Source organism: Promicromonospora iranensis (genome assembly GCF_028994805.1).
GTDB classification, from domain to species: domain Bacteria; phylum Actinomycetota; class Actinomycetes; order Actinomycetales; family Cellulomonadaceae; genus Promicromonospora; species Promicromonospora iranensis.
Genome location: NZ_JAJQQP010000002.1, coordinates 282,430 through 299,442 on the forward strand (window position 1 = coordinate 282,430; position 17,013 = coordinate 299,442).

At 72.8% G+C, this 17,013-nt stretch carries 16 protein-coding genes and 1 tRNA gene; 8 read left to right on the forward strand and 9 right to left on the reverse strand.

The window, feature by feature from the left end; all coding sequences use genetic code 11:
• The first annotated feature begins 97 nt into the window (after positions 1-97).
• Positions 98-592: a heme-degrading domain-containing protein gene (locus LUM46_RS03790; RefSeq protein ID WP_274992388.1), complete on the forward strand. Its 495-nt coding sequence runs from the start codon at positions 98-100 to the stop codon at positions 590-592.
• A 38-nt stretch (positions 593-630) separates the two neighbouring features.
• Here LUM46_RS03790 and LUM46_RS03795 read toward each other — a convergent pair whose 3' ends face one another.
• Entirely contained in the window at positions 631-1,263 is a 633-nt protein-coding gene (locus LUM46_RS03795; protein WP_274992390.1) for an RICIN domain-containing protein, read from the reverse strand.
• Positions 1,264-1,384: 121 nt separating this feature from the next.
• Between LUM46_RS03795 and LUM46_RS03800 the strand changes: the two genes are divergently transcribed.
• Positions 1,385-2,119 (forward strand): SDR family NAD(P)-dependent oxidoreductase, encoded by a 735-nt coding sequence (locus LUM46_RS03800; protein ID WP_274992391.1) that lies wholly within the window; start codon positions 1,385-1,387, stop codon positions 2,117-2,119.
• Positions 2,120-2,147: 28 nt separating this feature from the next.
• Here LUM46_RS03800 and LUM46_RS03805 read toward each other — a convergent pair whose 3' ends face one another.
• The 3 genes from LUM46_RS03805 to recQ form a co-directional block, all read right to left on the reverse strand.
• Positions 2,148-2,792 carry a hypothetical protein gene (locus tag LUM46_RS03805; RefSeq protein WP_274992392.1) on the reverse strand — a complete coding sequence of 215 codons (645 nt, stop codon included), beginning with the start codon at positions 2,790-2,792 and terminating at the stop codon, positions 2,148-2,150.
• Positions 2,793-2,811: 19 nt separating this feature from the next.
• Complete coding sequence (locus tag LUM46_RS03810) at positions 2,812-3,120, reverse strand: hypothetical protein (protein ID WP_274992393.1); 309 nt, start codon at positions 3,118-3,120, stop codon at positions 2,812-2,814.
• A gap of 131 nt (positions 3,121-3,251) precedes the next feature.
• On the reverse strand, positions 3,252-5,108 hold the full coding sequence (gene recQ, locus LUM46_RS03815; protein WP_274992394.1) for a DNA helicase RecQ: 1,857 nt from the start codon (positions 5,106-5,108) through the stop codon (positions 3,252-3,254).
• 116 nt (positions 5,109-5,224) lie between these two features.
• Between recQ and LUM46_RS03820 the strand changes: the two genes are divergently transcribed.
• Entirely contained in the window at positions 5,225-5,389 is a 165-nt protein-coding gene (locus LUM46_RS03820) for a hypothetical protein (RefSeq protein ID WP_274992395.1), read from the forward strand.
• A 3-nt stretch (positions 5,390-5,392) separates the two neighbouring features.
• Here the strand turns inward: LUM46_RS03820 and LUM46_RS03825 are convergent, their stop codons facing one another.
• The 4 genes from LUM46_RS03825 to LUM46_RS03840 form a co-directional block, all read right to left on the reverse strand.
• On the reverse strand, positions 5,393-6,988 hold the full coding sequence (locus LUM46_RS03825; RefSeq protein WP_274992396.1) for a flavin monoamine oxidase family protein: 1,596 nt from the start codon (positions 6,986-6,988) through the stop codon (positions 5,393-5,395).
• 196 nt (positions 6,989-7,184) lie between these two features.
• Positions 7,185-8,309, reverse strand: coding sequence for a DUF998 domain-containing protein (locus tag LUM46_RS03830; RefSeq protein WP_274992397.1), 1,125 nt, complete (start codon positions 8,307-8,309; stop codon positions 7,185-7,187).
• Between the two features lie 186 nt (positions 8,310-8,495).
• Positions 8,496-8,580 (reverse strand) — tRNA-Leu (locus LUM46_RS03835).
• 105 nt (positions 8,581-8,685) lie between these two features.
• A complete protein-coding gene (locus LUM46_RS03840) occupies positions 8,686-9,108 on the reverse strand; it encodes an SDR family oxidoreductase (RefSeq protein WP_274992399.1) in 423 nt (140 codons plus the stop codon).
• A 28-nt stretch (positions 9,109-9,136) separates the two neighbouring features.
• Here LUM46_RS03840 and LUM46_RS03845 point away from each other — a divergent pair, with 28 nt between their 5' ends.
• The 4 genes from LUM46_RS03845 to LUM46_RS03860 all read left to right on the forward strand — a co-directional run bounded on the left by LUM46_RS03845 (position 9,137) and on the right by LUM46_RS03860 (position 12,993).
• A complete protein-coding gene (locus LUM46_RS03845) occupies positions 9,137-9,700 on the forward strand; it encodes a GNAT family N-acetyltransferase (RefSeq protein WP_274992400.1) in 564 nt (187 codons plus the stop codon).
• A gap of 165 nt (positions 9,701-9,865) precedes the next feature.
• Positions 9,866-11,077 carry an AI-2E family transporter gene (locus LUM46_RS03850; RefSeq protein ID WP_274992401.1) on the forward strand — a complete coding sequence of 404 codons (1,212 nt, stop codon included), beginning with the start codon at positions 9,866-9,868 and terminating at the stop codon, positions 11,075-11,077.
• Positions 11,078-11,081: 4 nt separating this feature from the next.
• Positions 11,082-12,302, forward strand: a complete 1,221-nt coding sequence (locus LUM46_RS03855; protein WP_374726924.1) for an AI-2E family transporter — start codon at positions 11,082-11,084, stop codon at positions 12,300-12,302.
• A gap of 46 nt (positions 12,303-12,348) precedes the next feature.
• Complete coding sequence (locus tag LUM46_RS03860; RefSeq protein WP_274992403.1) at positions 12,349-12,993, forward strand: GNAT family N-acetyltransferase; 645 nt, start codon at positions 12,349-12,351, stop codon at positions 12,991-12,993.
• Here the strand turns inward: LUM46_RS03860 and LUM46_RS03865 are convergent.
• Entirely contained in the window at positions 12,986-15,292 is a 2,307-nt protein-coding gene (locus tag LUM46_RS03865; RefSeq protein ID WP_274992404.1) for an MMPL family transporter, read from the reverse strand. The genes LUM46_RS03860 and LUM46_RS03865 overlap by 8 nt on opposite strands.
• 130 nt (positions 15,293-15,422) lie before the next feature.
• Between LUM46_RS03865 and LUM46_RS03870 the strand changes: the two genes are divergently transcribed.
• Entirely contained in the window at positions 15,423-16,805 is a 1,383-nt protein-coding gene (locus tag LUM46_RS03870) for a replication-associated recombination protein A (RefSeq protein ID WP_274992651.1), read from the forward strand.
• Positions 16,806-17,013 lie beyond the last annotated feature (208 nt).

Here is a 17,013-nt window from a genome sequence, read left to right on the forward strand (position 1 = left end):
TCATGACTCCCGAAGTCTTCAGTGTAGAACGCTTCGGACGATTCGGACAGGCCCTCATCGTTCGGCAGCATTCGGCAGCATTCGGCAGTATGGGGGCATGAGCTCATCAGATGTCAAAGCAGATCTCGCCTCCGCCGTCGCCGAGGTCGAGGCCCAGGAGGCCGAGCTGGTCCTGACGACGTTCACGCACGAGGAGGCCTGGCGCCTGGGCGTCCGGCTCGTCGAGCTGGCGACCGAGCGCGACCTGCCCGTCGTCGTGGACATCCGCAAGGGCACGCAGCAGGTGTTCCACGCGGCTCGGCCCGGCACCACCCCGGACAACGACTCGTGGATCAAGCGCAAGGTGCGGGTGGTCTACCGGTTCGGGGCGTCGTCATACCTGATGGGGCTGCGGGCCAGGGCCAAGGGGACCGACTTCAACGCCGACCAGGGCCTGCTGTTCCAGGAGTACGCCGCGCACGGGGGAGCCTTCCCGGTGCACGTCAAGGGCGTCGGCATCGTCGGAGTCGTCACCGTGTCGGGCCTGGCGCAGCAGGACGACCACGCTCTCGTGGTGGAGGCGCTGCGCGAGCTGGTGGAGTCCCAGGTGTGACACCTGGCGACCACCGACCCGCGGTGGTCCGACTCGGCTCACCCCGAGACGGACCACCGCTGGTTGTCCCCGGCATGGCAGTCGTACATGATCACCGGCGTCTCGTTGTCGGTGGCCGCGCCGGAGACGTCCAGGCACAGCCCCGTGGCCGCGTTGCGCACCGTGCCGTCGGTCTGCGGTGCCCACTGCTGGTTCGCGCCGCCGTGGCAGGTCCAGATGGTCACCGCGGTCCCGGCCGCCCCGCCGCTCGGGTCGTCCAGGCACATGGAGCCCAGGGTGCGCAGCTCTCCGGAGGGGGACGCCGTCCACTGCTGGCTCGCCGTGTCGTTGCAGTCGTAGACCTGGAGCGCGGCGCCGTCCGTGGCTGCGCCACCGGGGACGTCGAGGCACCGGCCGGACGCCACGCCCTGGAGCGTCACCACCGCCGGGGCGGGCGGGGTCGCGCTCGGCGTGGGCGACGGGTCCGGGCTCGCCGAGGCCGGCCCCGTCGCCGGTGAGCTCGCGGACGCCGACGGGGCCACCGACGAGCCGGCCGCCCCCTGTGGGTCGGAGGCGTCCCGCGTCAGCACCCACACCGTGCCGATCACCGCCGCGAGCGCCAGCAGCACGGCGAGCGCCCCGACGAGCATCCCGGGGGACAGGCGGCGGCGCGGCGTGACGTGGTCGTACATCCTGACGTTTCCTTTCGGGCCCGACGTCGTTCGCGCGGGCCAGCCGCACCCTACTGCGTCGACCGCGCGGGTAGGTTCGGCGAGGGGACCACCCGAGGTATGCGTCGAGACGGGGTGAAGGATGTTGCGCTCGTTCGTGGTGACCGGCGGCAGCCAGGGTGTCGGGCGCGCCGTCGTGGAACGGTTGGCGGCGGACGGCCACGTCGTGGTCCTCGATCTCGCCGGCGCCCCCACGTGGGCGCACCCGGCGGTCACCTTCGTCGGTGGCGACGCGGGCGACGTGGGCATCGCGCGCCGGGCCGCCGAGGAGGCGGAGGCCGTGGCGCCGCTGGCCGGCTGGGTCAACAACGCCGCCGTCTTCCGGGACGCTCCCATCACCGCACCGCCGTCCGACGTGCTCGCGGCCGTCACGGCGAACCTGGCGCTCGCGGTCACGGGCTGCCACACCGCCGTCGGACACTTCCTGCGGCACCGGCGAGCAGGGGCGATCGTGAACGTCTCGTCCCACCAGGCGCAGCGCCCCGTCCGCGGCGCTCTGCCGTACGCCACCGCCAAGGGAGCGATCGAAGCGTTGACCAGGTCCGTCGCCGTCGACCACGGGCCCGACGGAGTCCGCACGAACGCCGTCGCGCTCGGGTCGATCGAGACGGCGCGCTACCAGGAGTACCGGCGTGCACATCCTGATGCGGACCGGCAGATGGCGGCCCTGCACCCCCTCGGCCGGGTCGGCACCGGCCAGGAGGTCGCCGATGCCGTCGCGTTCCTGCTCTCCGACCAGGCGGCCTTCGTCAACGGTGCGGTACTGCCCGTCGACGGCGGGCGCGCAGCCCAGGGAGCCGATCCCGAGGCCGGCTGACAGCGCCGGGAACGCAGCGCCGGGAGGCTCAGGACCCGCTGCCCACCACGACGTCCCGCACCCAGGCGGAGCCCTCGGGACGGAAGCCGACGCTCCGCAGGTACGCGAGCTCCCCGGGTCCGGCCTGCGGTACGACGACGCGGTCGAACCCCTTGTCCGCGAAGATCCCGCTGCGCCGGTACACGAACTCGCCGGGCGTGAAGTCGCGGAACCGCTTCGTCACCCAGTCGAGCTCGACGACGCCGACCCCGTCGCCGGCGTCGCGCACCTCGACCACACCCACCGTCTCGTCGCCACGCTGCACCAGGAACGCCGAACGTTCCTCGCCGGGCTCCGGCACGGCCACGAATCCCGGCGCGACGCTCGCGATGTCGGCGGCATGGGTGCGCAGGACGTGCAGCAGGTACGCGTCGTCGGGTGCGACCTCGACCACCTCGTACACCGCGGCGTCGTGGCGCTCCCGGTTCAGCCGCGACAGCCAGTAGATGTTGATCAGGCTGATCGCGGCGTTCATGGCGACGAAGGGCCAGATCTCCAGGATCGCGTTGTAGGTGGTCGCGACGAGGGAGCCGATGAGGTTGAGCCAGCGGAAGCGGAGCACGCGTGCCTGCGTCAGGGACAGGACGACGAGGACGGAACCGACCCACCCGGCGATCTCGAGCCAGGGAAACATGCCCTGACCCTAGGCGCTCTCACCAGGACCAGCCGCGCGAGCTGAGCTCCAGCTCCTCCCGCAGCCGTTCGCCCGCCGCGGCGCGCTCGTCCGCACGCAGCGGCGCCGTCGCCGTGGGGAGGCCCGCGAGCTGGCACGCCTCGCGCAGCAGCGCGTCGTACGCGCCCTGCACCGCGAACCAGTGGTGGGCCCGGGCGTACACAGCCGGGTCCTCCTCCACACGGCGCAGCTCGGCCGCGAGCTCCCCGAGCCGGACCTGGAGGCGCAGCGTGACCAGCGGGTCCGGGGTCCGGGCCCGCGCCGGTCGCGTCAGGAAGCTCCAGGTCATGACGGGTCACCGCCACGTCGTCGTCGCAGTGCTGGGGACACGTCCAGCGTAGGTCCGTACGGCCGCTATGGCTATGTGGTCGGCCCATGACCTCGGACGCCTCGGACGCCTCGGCCCTCGGCGACACGGGCTCACCCCGCCGCGTGCAGCGCCGCCAGGATCCCCTCGCCGTACCGCTCGAGCTTGGCCTGGCCGACGCCGCTGATCCCGCTCAGCGCATCGAGGTCCGCCGGCTGCTCGGTGGCCACGGCCCGCAGCGTCGCGTCGTGGAACACCACGTACGCGGGCACGCCCTGCTCCTTGGCCGTCGCGGCACGCCAGGCCCGCAGGCGCTCGAAGACCGGCTGGTCCGCGTCCGACAGCGGTGCCGCTTCCGGCCGGGCGCCGCCGGAGCGCGCGGGCCTGCGCGTGCTGCCCGACGCCGGGCGGGGATCGCGCCGCAGCCGGACGTCACGCCGCCTGCCCAGCACCTCCGCGCTCGCCTCGGTGAGCACCAGCGTGCCGTGGTTCGAGTCCACCTCCAGCAGCCCCAGGGCCAGGAGCTGGCGTGCCACCGACCGCCACTCGCCCTCCGACAGGTCCTCGCCGACGCCGAACACCGTCAGGCTGTCGTGCCCCCACTGCGTGATCTTCGGCGTGGACTTCCCCCGCAGGATGTCGACCACGTGCCCCACACCGAAGCGCTGGTTGCGCTCCCGGTCCAGGCGGAACACCGCGGACAGCAGCTTCTGCGCCGGGACGGTGCCGTCCCAGGCCTCCGGCGGGTTCTGGCACGTGTCGCAGGCGCCGCAGCTGCCCGCATGGTCCTGGCCGAAGTAGCGCAGCAGCTGGGCGCGGCGGCACTCGACCGTCTCGCACAGCGCGAGCATGGCGTCGAGGTGCGCCGAGAGCTTGCGGCGGTGGGCCAGGTCACCGTCGGACTCGGCGATCATCTTGCGCTGCTGGACGACGTCGGCCAGGCCGTAGGTGAGCCACGCCGTCGACGGCAGGCCGTCGCGGCCCGCGCGCCCGGTCTCCTGGTAGTAGCCCTCCACCGACTTGGGGAGGTCGAGGTGGGCGACGAACCGGACGTCGGGCTTGTCGATGCCCATGCCGAACGCGATGGTCGCGACCATGATCACGCCGTCCTCGCGCAGGAACGTCGACTGGTTCGCCGACCGTACGTGCGCGGGCAGGCCTGCGTGGTAGGGCAGGGCACGGATGCCCTGGTCGGTCAGCTGCTGGGCGGTCTTCTCCACCGACGCGCGGGACAGGCAGTAGACGATGCCGGCGTCACCGGGGTGCTCGGTGCGCAGCAGGTCCAGCAGCTGCCGGCCCGGGTTGTCCTTGGGCACGACCCGGTAGGTGATGTTGGGGCGGTCGAAGCTCGCGACGAAGTGCCGGGCCTCGGTCAGCCCGAGGCGGGTGGCGATCTCCGCGCGCGTCTGATGGGTGGCGGTGGCGGTCAGGGCGATCCGTGGCACACCGGGCCAGCGTTCGGCCAGCTCGCTCAGCCGCAGGTAGTCGGGCCGGAAGTCGTGGCCCCACTGGGACACGCAGTGCGCCTCGTCGATGGCGAACAGGGCGATGGTGCCCTGGTCGAGCAGCCGCGCCGTGGACTCGACACCGAGCCGTTCCGGGGCCAGGTACAGCAGGTCGAGCTCGCCCGAGCGGTAGGCCTGCTCCACCGCGCGTCGCTGGTCCGGGTCCTGCGTGGAGTTGAGGAACCCGGCCCGCACGCCCAGCGCGTCGAGCGCGTCGACCTGGTCCTGCATGAGGGCGATCAGCGGCGAGATCACCACGCCCGTACCGCGCCGGACGAGCGCCGGGATCTGGTAGCACAGCGACTTGCCGCCACCCGTCGGCATGAGCACGAGGGCATCGCCGCCGTCGGCGATGGTCTCGATGATCTGCTGCTGCTCGCCGCGGAAGGCGTCGTAGCCGAAGACGTCGCGCAGTACGTCGAGCGCGGTGGCGGTCGGGTGTGCGGCGACGTCCGGAAGAGTCATGGCGGCCAGTGTGCCAGGGGAGGCTGACACGGGCCGCCTGGTGCGCCGCGTGCTCCCGGGATGCCGGTCGGATGCCAGGCTAGATGGTCGAACCTGTGTTCGATTTCAATCCTGTCATGCCCGCGTCAGGCGCCACCGTCCTGCACGCCGACCTCGACGCGTCGATGGACGCGATCCGGACGAGGTTCGGCGGGGACACGGTCGGCTACCTCCCGGTCGTGCTCCGCGACGGCGGCGCGGTGCCCGACGAGTTCCGCGAGCTCGCCGAGCACGGTCTGTGACGGTCAGGCCGATCCCGGACCCGCGGGAGCTCGTCCAGGTCCGCCGAGCGCATCGAGCATCTCCCGTGCGGCCCGTTCGCCGGACTCGACGGCGCCGTTGAGGTAGCCCTGGCTCTCGATCGAGGTGTGCTCCCCGGCGAAGTAGCAGGTGCCGACCGGTTCGCCCTCGACGCCGGCGAAGGCCGTGTACTGCCCGACGCCGTAGTAGGAGTAGGAGCCGCGGGTCCACCGGTAGCAGGGCCAGTAGTCCAGCGCGACGGCACCGGTCCACCGGGGTGGGACCCCGGGCAGCACGGGGGAGAGCTGAGCGAGGAACCTGCGGGCGTACCGGGCGGGTGGGTCGCCCGCGAAGTCGAGCGCCACGCGACCGCCGGTGAAGTTCGTCAGGATGCCCGTCTCGCCAGGCTGGCCCAGCGTGGTGTCCCAGGTGGCCTGGTAGCCCGTGTCGGCGAACGTGTCACCGTCGCAGCCGGCCTCCTGCCAGGCACGTCGGTCGAACTGGAGGGCCAGCTTGGTGTTCGCTCCCATCGGCAGGTCCTCGATGGCGGTGCGCTTCAGTGCCGGGAACCCCGCGTCGCGCAGGTCGACCCGGCGCAGCAGCGAGAACGGCAGGGCGAGCAGCAGCAGGTCGGCGACCTCCGTCGTGGTCCGCCCCCGGCTGGTCAGGCTCACCGCGTACCGGCCGCGGTCTCCCCGGCTCAGCGCGGTGACGGCGGTGAGGGCGGTGCCGGTCACGATCCGGTCGGTCAGGGCGTCGGCGAGACGAGCGACGATCCGGTCGTTCCCGCCCGCCACGTGGAAGACCTCGTCGGACTCACCGAACAGCTGCGGGTCCTCGGCCGTGGAGTAGCCGAAGAGATTGATCAGGTTGAGCGCGGACTGGCGCTCGATCTCGGCGCCGTACTCGATCGTGTACGCGACGTCGAGCAGCCGACCGAGCCTGGAGGACGGTCCACCGGGCACGTAGGCCTCGATCCATTGCCGGATCGACATCAGGTCCAGCTCACGTGCCCGCGGGGTGTGGCTGTCGTAGGTGATCGGGAAGCCGGCCGCCTCGGCGTCGCGCCGGGCCTGGGGCAAGATCTCCCGCAGGTCGTCGCGGACGTCGTCGACCAGGTACGGCGAGCCGTCGAAGAAGTAGAACGGCTCGGTTCCTGGCGGGGTCGCCTCGACGCGGTTCTCGACGTCCAGGCCGAGCTCCTCGACCAGGTCGAGGATCTCGGTGTGCCCCGTGTCGATGAGCTCCCCGCCGTGCTCGGAGACCTGGCCGCCGCGCCAGCGCCGGTTCGACCAGCAGCGCCCCCCGATCCGGTCGGCAGCCTCGTACACGATCGGGCGGTACCCGGCCTGTGTCAGTCGGTACGCCGCGGTCAGGCCGGCCAGGCCCGCCCCGACGACGACGATCCGCGGCCGCCGCCGACCGCGCACGGCCTCCGCCGCGCCCGCAGGTGCCGTCCCGGCGAGGCCGGCGCCCACCGCCAGCGACCCCCCGATGAACTGGCGCCGCGTGAGCCCGCCCGCCGTCGGGCGGCGCCCGGGCGCCTCGGCGTTCAGGTCCCGTACGACGCGGCGTAGGGCTGCATGAAGTGGGGTTCGCATCGGTGCCTGGCTCCGTCCGGCCGTCGTGTCCAGCTCCGGCCCAGGTCCGGCTCAGCCGGCCCAGGGAGGAATCGTGCAGTACCAGGAAAAGTCTCCTCGCCGCGGACGCGGACGTCATCACCCGAACAGGGTGATGCGCGTCGGACTGCCCGAGGACCGCGACACGGTTGCCGGCCTCGCCTCCCGCGACCGACGGTCACGAGGTGGCGGTTGGTCGTGTCCTCGTCGGCGGGCCAGGACGCCGAGGCGGCGCTGACTCCGGGCGGGATGTCGTCACCGCCTCGGTGTTGCGCAGGAACACGATGATCCAGCTGAAGATGAGCACCGCCGCGACCAGCTCGACAGCCGTGAGGTTGTAGTACCCGGTGACGAGGAAGACCGCCAGGAGCACGATGACGCCGACGTACACGTAGCCGAGCAGGACGAAGATCCTCGGCGCCGACGGAAGCAGCCGGCGCAGGCTCACGACCAGCGCGATGTAGACGATCACCATCCCGGTGGCGGAGGTGTTGTGCACCCCCAGGAACTCGTCGGCAGGGAAGGCCCCGACACAGCCGAGGAGCACGCCGATGAGCACGAGCGCCAGTCGGACGAGGCGCTTGCTCCGCGCTTCCGGGCGGGTCGAGCACGGGAGGGACAAGGTCGCGTAGTGCGCGATCGTCGTGACCATGACGCCGGCGATGACGAGCGTCAGGTTGAACGCCATCGCGGAGAGGTCGTCGCTGATCCCGAGCGCGCTGAGGTTCTCCTTCCACCAGGACGGGTCGGAGGCGCTGAGCATGCTGGTCAGTGCGCCGACGGTGAGGAACAGCGCCAGGACGAGCGAGAGCAGCATCGGGGTGAGGTTCACGGCGGAGAGGAACGCCAGATAGGCGGTCACGGCCAGCGCGACGCCGGCGAGCAGCGCGGCGGACGTCGAGTACACGGTCGCGCCGACGAAGCTCTTGCTCACCACGGAGGCAAGCCCGATCCATCCCAGCATCGCGATGGCCGCGTGCGCCAGCGTCAGGGCCGCGACGTCGAACCAGTGCGGCCGCGGCAGGCTCGCGCCCCCGGACGGGTCGCTTCGTTGCTGGGCACGTCGCAGGACGCATCCGAGGAGGAACGCGGCGATCGCGGCGAGCGCTCCGCCGATGGCGACGAAGTTCCCGATCGAGCCGCGGCCCGAGATCGGCACACCGTGACCCCAGAACACGACGAGGCCCACGAGCGTGCCCAGCACGAAGGTGCCGGCGCCGGTGAGAAGCGCTGATGACTCACGCGACTCGGTGCTCGCGACGGGGTCACGAAGGATGCGGGCGATCGGTGACGGCCGGCTCATCTCGGTTCTCCGGTTCTGCTCGCCGCTGCGGCGAACCCGGATCAACACTCTCGGCAGCGCCCTTCACCTGCGTCACCCGAAGCGGATGATCCGGTAGGGGAGGCATGGGCGGCCTGGCCGACAAAGAAGGCCCCTGACCCTGCGTCTCCGCGGGTCAGGGGCCTTCTTCGTCGCTGTCTCAACGAGTGTCCGGAGGGGGACTTGAACCCCCACGCCCGATAAAGGGCACTAGCACCTCAAGCTAGCGCGTCTGCCATTCCGCCACCCGGACAGGTGGACCGATCCCGGCGTTTCCGCCGTCCCGGTGCGTGGAAAAACATAGCACGCAGGTCGGGTCGGTTCCGAATCGAAAAGCGTGTGACCTGGGTCGCCCGGGTCAGCGGAACGCGTCGGCGTTCGCCGCCGCCCACTGCTCGAACGTCGTGGCCGGCTCCCCGGTCACGTCCTCGACGGTGGTCGTCGCGACCTGCGGGTCGTCGACCATGGCCACCGGGGCGTTCGCCGCGTCCGGGTACGGCTCGCACACCTCGCCGACGGTCCGGACCTGGTCGGCCCAGACCATCGTGTTCTCGACGAACTCCCCGGCGTACAGGTGCGTCCACGCAAGACCTGACCCCTCGACCGCCCGGGCGATCGGCTGCCAGTCGGTGGTCTCGTCACCCGACAGGTCGACGATGTGCCGCACTCCCGCCTCCCGGGCCAGCCGCACCACCTCCGTCACCGTCTCCAGCACCGGCGCCAGGTACATCCGGTCGACGCCGGCGAACGCCTCCGGCAGCGCTACCGTACGTGCGACCACCCACGACCGGCTGGCAGACTCGTCAGACGTGACTACCCCGCACTGGCCTCTGACCACCGAGCGGCTGGAGCTGCGCCCGGTCACCCCGGCGGACGCCGACGCGTTCCTCGCGTGGCGCTCGCGGCCGGAGGTGGCGCGCTACATGTTCCAGCCCCCGTGGACGCCCGAGCTCGCCACGCGGAAGCTGATCGACTGGTCGGGAGCCCCGTTCTCCCTGCCGGGGGACGTGCTGGTCCTGGCCGTGGTCGAGCGTGCGGGCCGGTCCGTCATCGGCGAGGTGCTCCTGAAGTGGGCCCACGGCACCGGGCAGGCGGAGGTGGGCTACGGCTTCCGCCCCGAGGTGGCAGGTTCCGGCTATGCCACCGAGGCGGTCCGCGCGGCACTCGGTCTCGCGTTCGACGTCTACGGCTTCCACCGGGTCTTCGCGCGCATCGACGAGGAGAACACGCGCTCGTCCCGGGTGTGCGAGCGCCTCGGCATGCGGCTGGAGGCGCGTCTGGTGGAGAGCGACATCCGGCCCGACGACGGCGCATGGGCCACCGAGCTGAACTACGCCGTCCTGGCGAGCGAGCACGTGTCCGCCGGTCGGTGACACGGCGGAACCGTAGCCCGGCGCGCGGCCAGAGGATGCGCTCGCGGGCCTGTGCCGTGCCAGGCGTCCTGCCGGCTGTCCCGTGGACTGTGGTGCCAGTTGTCGTGCGCTACGACCTGCCGCTAACGTCCGCTGGGACAATCCGCCCAAAACAATAGTGGGAGCATGGCGATGACGGTTGACGCGCCGACGGTAGCGCCGACGACAGCGGCGGAGTCGCCGACCATCCCGCAGCAGGACGTGCCGGAGAGCGCACAGCGGCCGGTGGACCAGGAGCTCCCCGCGCGGGCGGCCTTCGGGGCGCCGTGGATCCGGTCCACGGGCGACCTGGCATGGAAGCTGGTCGGCATCGGTCTGGCCGTGGCCCTCGTGTTCTACGTCGTGAGCCTGGTGCAGCTCGTGTTCGTCGCGCTGTTCCTGGCCCTCGTCTTCACCACCGTGCTGCTCCCGCTCGGGGACCTGTACGACCGGGTGATGCCCCGGGGCCTGGCGATGGCCGCGTCCCTGCTGACCGCGGTGCTCGCCGTCGGCGGGCTCGTGACGTACGTGGTGTCCTCCGTGGTGAGCCGGTGGGAGGAGCTGGCCACCGAGTTCGGGACCGGTCTGACCGACCTCGCCGAGCTCCTCACGGGGAACCCGCTCCTGGCCGGTCTCGGCACGCCGAGCGAGTGGCTCGCCGACGGCGGCGCCTGGCTCCAGGCGAACGCCGGCGACTACGTCGGCACGGCGGCCGAGAGTGCCGGGTCCATCGCGGAGGGTGCGACCGCCGTCGTGCTCGCGATCTTCTGCACGGTCTTCTTCCTGACCCAGGGCGGCCGGATGTGGCAGTGGGTGCTGTCCCTGGTCCCGGCCGACCGGCACGACCGCTGGCAGACTGCCGCGAGCGCCGGCTGGACGGCGTTCTCCGGGTTCACGCGCGGCATGTTCTTCGTGGCGCTGGCCGACGGCGCGCTGGCCGGCGTCTTCCTGACCGTCGTGGGCGTGCCGCTCGCGCTCCCGCTGTCCGTGGTGGTCTTCCTGGGGGCGTTCGTCCCGATGATCGGCCCGGTCGCCGCCATCGTGGTGAGCGTGCTCGTCGCGCTGGCCGCCAAGGGCCCGGTGCTGGCGCTGGTCGTGCTCATCGGCATGGTCGTGGTGGCCCAGATCGACGCGAACGTGCTCCAGCCGCTGATCACCGGCAAGCAGGTCTCGCTGCACCCGGTGGTGATGGCGCTCGTCGTCGCGGCGGGCTCGGTGCTCGGCGGCCTGCTCGGCGCCGTCGTCGCGGTGCCGCTCACCGCGGTGACGTGGGCGGTCATCAGCACGCTGCGCAAGCGGACGCAGGGCGCGACACCGGCCGCAGCGCAGGGCACCGAGCCCGCCCATGAGGCAGACTGACTCGGTGCCTGACCCTGCACCATCCACGAACGCCATGCCCAGCGGCCCGGTGCCCCACGACAGCGCTCCGCCACCCTGGCTGCGCACCGCCGCCGGCTGGTCGTGGCGCCTCATCGTGCTCGTGGCCGGTATCGCCCTGGTCTTCTGGGCGGTCACCCAGGTCCTGATCGTCTTCGTCGCCGTGTTCCTGGCCCTGGTGATCACCGCGGTCCTCAACCCGCTGACCGACCTGTACCACCGGGTGATGCCCCGAGCCCTGGCCACGGCCGCGGCCATCCTGTCCGGCGTGCTCGTCATCGGCGGTCTGCTGACCTATGTCGTGGTGTCGGTCGCCGGGCAGTGGGAACGTCTCGCGGGCGAGTTCAACACCGGCATCGACCAGATCGTCGACCTGATCGAGAACAGCTCGCTGCCGGTCGACGTCGATCTGGACACGCGCGACCAGTGGATCGACGACGCCGCCGACTGGATCCAGGAGAACTCCCAGACGCTCGTCAGCCGGGCGGCCGAGAGCGCCGGATCGATCGTCGAGGGCGTCGCCGTGCTGGTGCTGGCGATCTTCTGCACGGTCTTCTTCCTCGCGTCGGGCACCGGGATGTGGCGCTGGTTCATGACCCAGGTGCCCGCCCGCACCCGGCAGAAGTGGCACGCCGTCGCAGGTGCCGGCTGGTACACCTTCTCCGGCTACACCCGCGGCATCGTCCTCGTCGCCATCACGAACGGCATCCTGGCGGGCATCTTCCTGTCGATTCTCGGCGTGCCGCTGGCGGCGCCGCTCGCCGTGCTCGTCTTCATCGGTACCTTCATCCCCCTGATCGGCGCGCCCCTCGCCATGATCATCGCGGCCGTGGTCGCGCTCGCGGCGGACGGGCTCCTGACGGCGCTCGCCGTCACGCTCGGGATCGCCGGCATCGGCCAGCTCGAGGGCCACGTGCTGCAGCCGCTCATCATGGGCAAGCAGGTCTCGCTGCACCCGGTGGTGGTGGCTCTCGGCGTCACCTGCGGCACGGTGGTGGGCGGCATCCTCGGCGCGATCATCGCCGTCCCGCTGATCGCGGTGGCCTGGTCCGTGTACAGCACGCTGCGCAAGCAGCCCGACGGCACCGTGCCTGACGAAGCGGTGCCTGACGAAGCGGTGCCTGGCGACGGCCCGTCCGATGCCGACGCCGATGCCGACGACGGCTCGTTCGACGCCGACCCGTCGCCGGGGCGGAATTCCTCATAGCGGTAAAGCCGCAGGTCGGACCCTGTTTCTGTGGCACCATCGAGCGATGGAACCGTTCGTGCTGGCCTCTGACCACGTCCGCCTGTCCGTCCCCACGTACGCCGACGTCGACGCGATCACCGAGGCGTGCCAGGACCCCGCGGTCGCCGACTGGACGGTGGTCCCCGTTCCCTACGAGCGTCGGCACGCCGAGGGGTTCGTGCGCTACCACGTGGCGGACGGCTGGGCGAAGGGCTCCGTCTGCACGTGGGCGGTACGCGCCCCCGGCGAGGCCGACGGGCCCCTGATCGGCATGGTCGGCCTGACGTGCGAGGGCAGCCCGGGGGAGGAGCGTACCGGTGAGCTCGGCTACTGGATGGCGCCGGACGCCCGCGGCAGCGGCCTGTGCACCGACGCGACCCGGCTCGTCGTCGACTGGGCGCTCGACCCGGACGGCCTCGGGCTGTCGGTCGTGACCTGGGTCGCGTACGTCGGCAACTGGGCGTCACGCCGGGTGGCGTGGCGCCTCGGGCTCCGGGTGGAGGGCACGCTGCGCAAGCACGCCCTGCAGCGCGGCATCCTGCGGGACGCCTGGGTCGGCAGCATCGTGGCGGGCGACCCGCGGGAGCCCAACGAGCCGTGGCCCGCCGACGCGCCCCGCGCGCAGGTCGGCTCACGGGTCGGCGCACGGATCCTGCCCGGCGTCAGCTGAGCCGGGCGGGGCGCTGGGCTCGGGGTCGCCACCAGGCCCGGCGGCCGAGCACGGCGAGGGCGGTGGGCCAGAGCAGGGCGAGCACCAGGAGGTCGGCCAGCGCGGCGACGGCGACGGCGAACCCCGTCTCCTTGATGGCCAGCCCGCCGCCGGCCAGGAACGCCGCACAGACCACCACGACCATCAGGACGGCGGCGAGCACCGACCGTCCGGAACGGTGCAGGCCACGGCGGACCGCCTCGGCGTCGGGCGTGCCCGCCGCGCGCAGCTCGGCCACCCGGGAGGTCACCAGCAGGGTGTGACCGCACCCGAGCCCGAAGGCCAGGGCGGTGACGGTGGCGAGCACGTTCGCCTCGATGCCGCCGACCGACGTGACCCGCAGCGGCAGCGTCAGCGCGCCCCACTGGAAGGCGACGACCAGCGCGCCGAGGGCGGCACCGAGCGTGAGGCCGCCCGACACGACGGCGGCGGCCGCCACCGTCGCCGACCCGGTCGCGAGCAGGACGAGGAGCGCCGTCACCGCCGCCACGGCCACGGCGGCCGGCCACCCACGCGCGAGCGTCCCGGCGAGGTCGGCCTGCGTCGCCGCACGGCCCGTGACGAGCACCTCGTAGGGCGCCTCCAGCCCGCGGACGGCGTGCACGACGTCCTGCGCCTGCCGGCTCGTGGCATCGGCGGAACCGGTGTGCACACCGGCCACGGAGTAGGCGGTCGGCGTACCGCTGCCGCCGGCGGGACCGAGGGCGCGGGGCTCGTCGGTGCGGGACACGCCGTCCAGGCCGGCGATCTCCGCGGCCAGCGGCCCGACGTCGGCGGGGGCCGCCCGGGCGAGGACCGTCAGCTCGGCGCCCTCGCTGGCCGGGTAGGAGACGGCGAGGACCTCGACGAAGCGGCGCTGCTCGGCGTCGTCGGGCAGCAGCTCGAGGGCGCTCGTGGCCCGGACCTGCAGCGCGAGGGCCAGGGCTGCGAGCCCGAGCAGCACCACCAGGCAGCCCGCCGCGACGATCCACCGGCGTCGGCGGACGAAGCGGGCCACCACGCGCCGGGGGTGCGCGGCGCGTGCGCGCGCCGCCCGGTACCGCTGCCCGAGCACGCTCGTCGTGACCTGCCCGAGAGTTCCCCGGCGGGCGAGACGACGCCCGGTGAGCGCCAGCAGCGCCGGCAGGAGGGTGACCGTGGCGAGCAGCGCGAGCACCGCCGCCACCAGGGTCCCGGTTCCGGCGCCCAGCACGACGCCGGGGGAGAGCACGAGCAGGCCGGCGGTGGCCGCGACCAGCGCCAGCGCCGAGAGCGTGACCGCCCGCCCGGCCGTCGCCGTCGCGCGGGCCACCGCCTCGACGACCACGCCGTCGCGCCGCCGCCGGCGCAGCAGCGGCGCCTCGGCGGCCAGGCCCGACAGCGCGACGAGCTCTTCCCGGAACCGCGCGGTCAGGAACAGCCCGTTGCCCAGCGTGACCGCGGTCGTCAGCATCGCGACGACCGCGGGCACGGACACGTCGACGCCCACGGCCTGCGACGGAAGGTACGACAACAGGTACAGCGCCCCGAGCCCCGTGCCCAGCGCTGCCAGGGCTGCCGCGAACGGCACGGCCGCTGCCAGCAGCCCGCCCAGTGCGAGCGCCGCCACGACGAACGCCGCCGGGAGCGCGACGAGCACGCCGGTCCACAGGTCGTCCCGTGCCTGCGCGCGGACGGCGTCGCCCACGAGGCCGGAGCTGGTCACGAGACCGGACGCCGCCGCGGCACCCGCGCCGGCGTCCCGGCGCAGAGCGGCCGGCACGGCCTCGAGACGCTGCACGACGGCGTCGTGGAGCACCGTGTCGTCCGCTGCTCCGGCGCCGTCTGCTGCTCCGTCGTGCTGGTCCTCCTTCAACAGGACGTAGGTGACGAACCCGTCGTCGTCCGCGGACACGAGGTCGCGCGCGGCCGGGTTGGCCGGTCCGCCGTCGAGCACGTACGGGTTGACGACGGTCGCGACGCCGTCGAGGTCGGCGATCCCGGCGCTCAGCGCGCTCATCGCCGTCGCGACCGCCGGGTCGGCGGGGTCGACGCCGCGCACCACGAGGGAGACCGAGCTGTCGTGCGGTGCGGCGGCGTCGAGGACGGCGTCCGCCGCGGCGCTGTCCGAGCCCGGGGCCGACGGCGCGGCGACACCCGCCCGGTCCAGGAGGTCCGGCCCGCCGACCCCGGTCGTGGCCGCGAGGAGCCCGGCGGAGGCCAGGACGAACCAGACGGCGACTGTCGTCAGCGGGCGGCGCGCGACGGCGCGGCCCAGCGCGTCGAACAGCGATGTGAGCACCGAGCGACCATCTCACCGCACGGATCCTCCCGCGCGCCGAGCGGGCGATCATCGCGAAGAGGCGTCCTGACCTGCGCCGGAGCCCGCGCCGGACGGGCATGTCGGTGAGGCTCCGTAGGCTGGGGGCATGGTGGATCTCTTCGATGCCGCGACGACCGACACGGCAGGCACACCGGCCGCACGGGCGTCGTCACCCCTCGCCGTGCGCATGCGCCCGGCCACCGTCGACGAGATCGCCGGACAGCAGCACCTGCTGGTGCCCGGGTCCCCCCTGCGACGGCTCATCGAGCCGGGGGCCGGCGGGCGCGCCGCCCCGTCGTCGGTCATCCTCTGGGGACCGCCCGGCACCGGCAAGACCACGCTCGCCTACCTCGTCGCCACGGTGTCCGGGCGCCGCTTCGTGGAGCTGAGCGCCGTCACCGCCGGCGTCAAGGACGTGCGCCAGGTGGTCGAGGACGCCCGCCGCCGTCTCGCCACCGGCGGTGACGAGACGGTGCTGTTCGTGGACGAGGTCCACCGGTTCTCCAAGTCCCAGCAGGACGCCCTGCTGCCCAGCGTCGAGAACCGCTGGGTCACGCTCGTCGCCGCGACCACCGAGAACCCCAGCTTCTCCGTGAACTCGCCCCTCCTGTCCCGCTCGCTGCTGCTCACCCTCCGGCCGCTGGAGACCGAGCACGTCCGCGAGCTCGTCCTGCGCGCCGTCACCGACGAGCGGGGCCTCGGTGGCGCCGTCGAGCTCGACGACGAGGCCACCGAGCACCTCCTGCGGCTCTCCGGCGGCGACGCCCGCAAGGCGCTCACCATCCTCGAGGCCGCCGCGGGCGCGGTGCTGTCGGACGAGGCCCCGACGACGGCCGCTGGCGAGGAGACCGTGCCGCGCATCGGCCTGGCCGACGTCGAGCGCGCCGTCGACGTCGCCGCCGTCCGCTACGACCGCGACGGCGACCAGCACTACGACGTCATCTCCGCGTTCATCAAGTCCATCCGCGGGTCCGACGTCGACGCCGCCCTGCACTACCTCGCCCGCATGGTGGCCGCCGGCGAGGATCCCCGCTTCATCGCCCGGCGCCTGGTCATCTCCGCCGCCGAGGACGTCGGCATGGCCGACCCCTCGGCCCTGCAGACCGCCGTCGCCGCCGCGCAGGCGGTACAGCTCATCGGCATGCCCGAGGGACGCATCGTGCTCGCCGAGGCCGTCGTGCACCTGGCCACGGCACCCAAGTCCAACGCCGCCTACCTCGGGGTGGACGCGGCGCTCGCGGACGTGCGCGCGGGCCGGGTGGGCACGGTGCCGCCGCACCTGCGTGACGCGCACTACGCGGGCGCGAAGGAGATGGGGCACGGTGACGGCTACCGCTACGCGCACGACTGGCCGCACGGCGTCGCGCCGCAGCAGTACCTGCCGGACGTGCTGGCGGGCTCGCGCTACTACGACCCGAGCGACCGCGGCTACGAGCGGCAGGTGTCGGAACGGCTGGAACGCATCCGGGGGATCCTCGGCAGCCAGGAGTGACGGGCCCCACGGCAGGCCGAAGTCCTGACGTGCGCTAAGATGTACCGGTTGCCTATGGCGACTCCCTGGGACCTCGGCCCCGTGAGCGTGATGGTCGGATCACTGATCCGCCCGCCCGTTCCATCGGCTGGTCCCGCACCCGGTGCGGTTTCCCTTCATGGGCGAGCTGTGCGCGGGTGTGACCTTCATTCACTACAGGACAGGAATT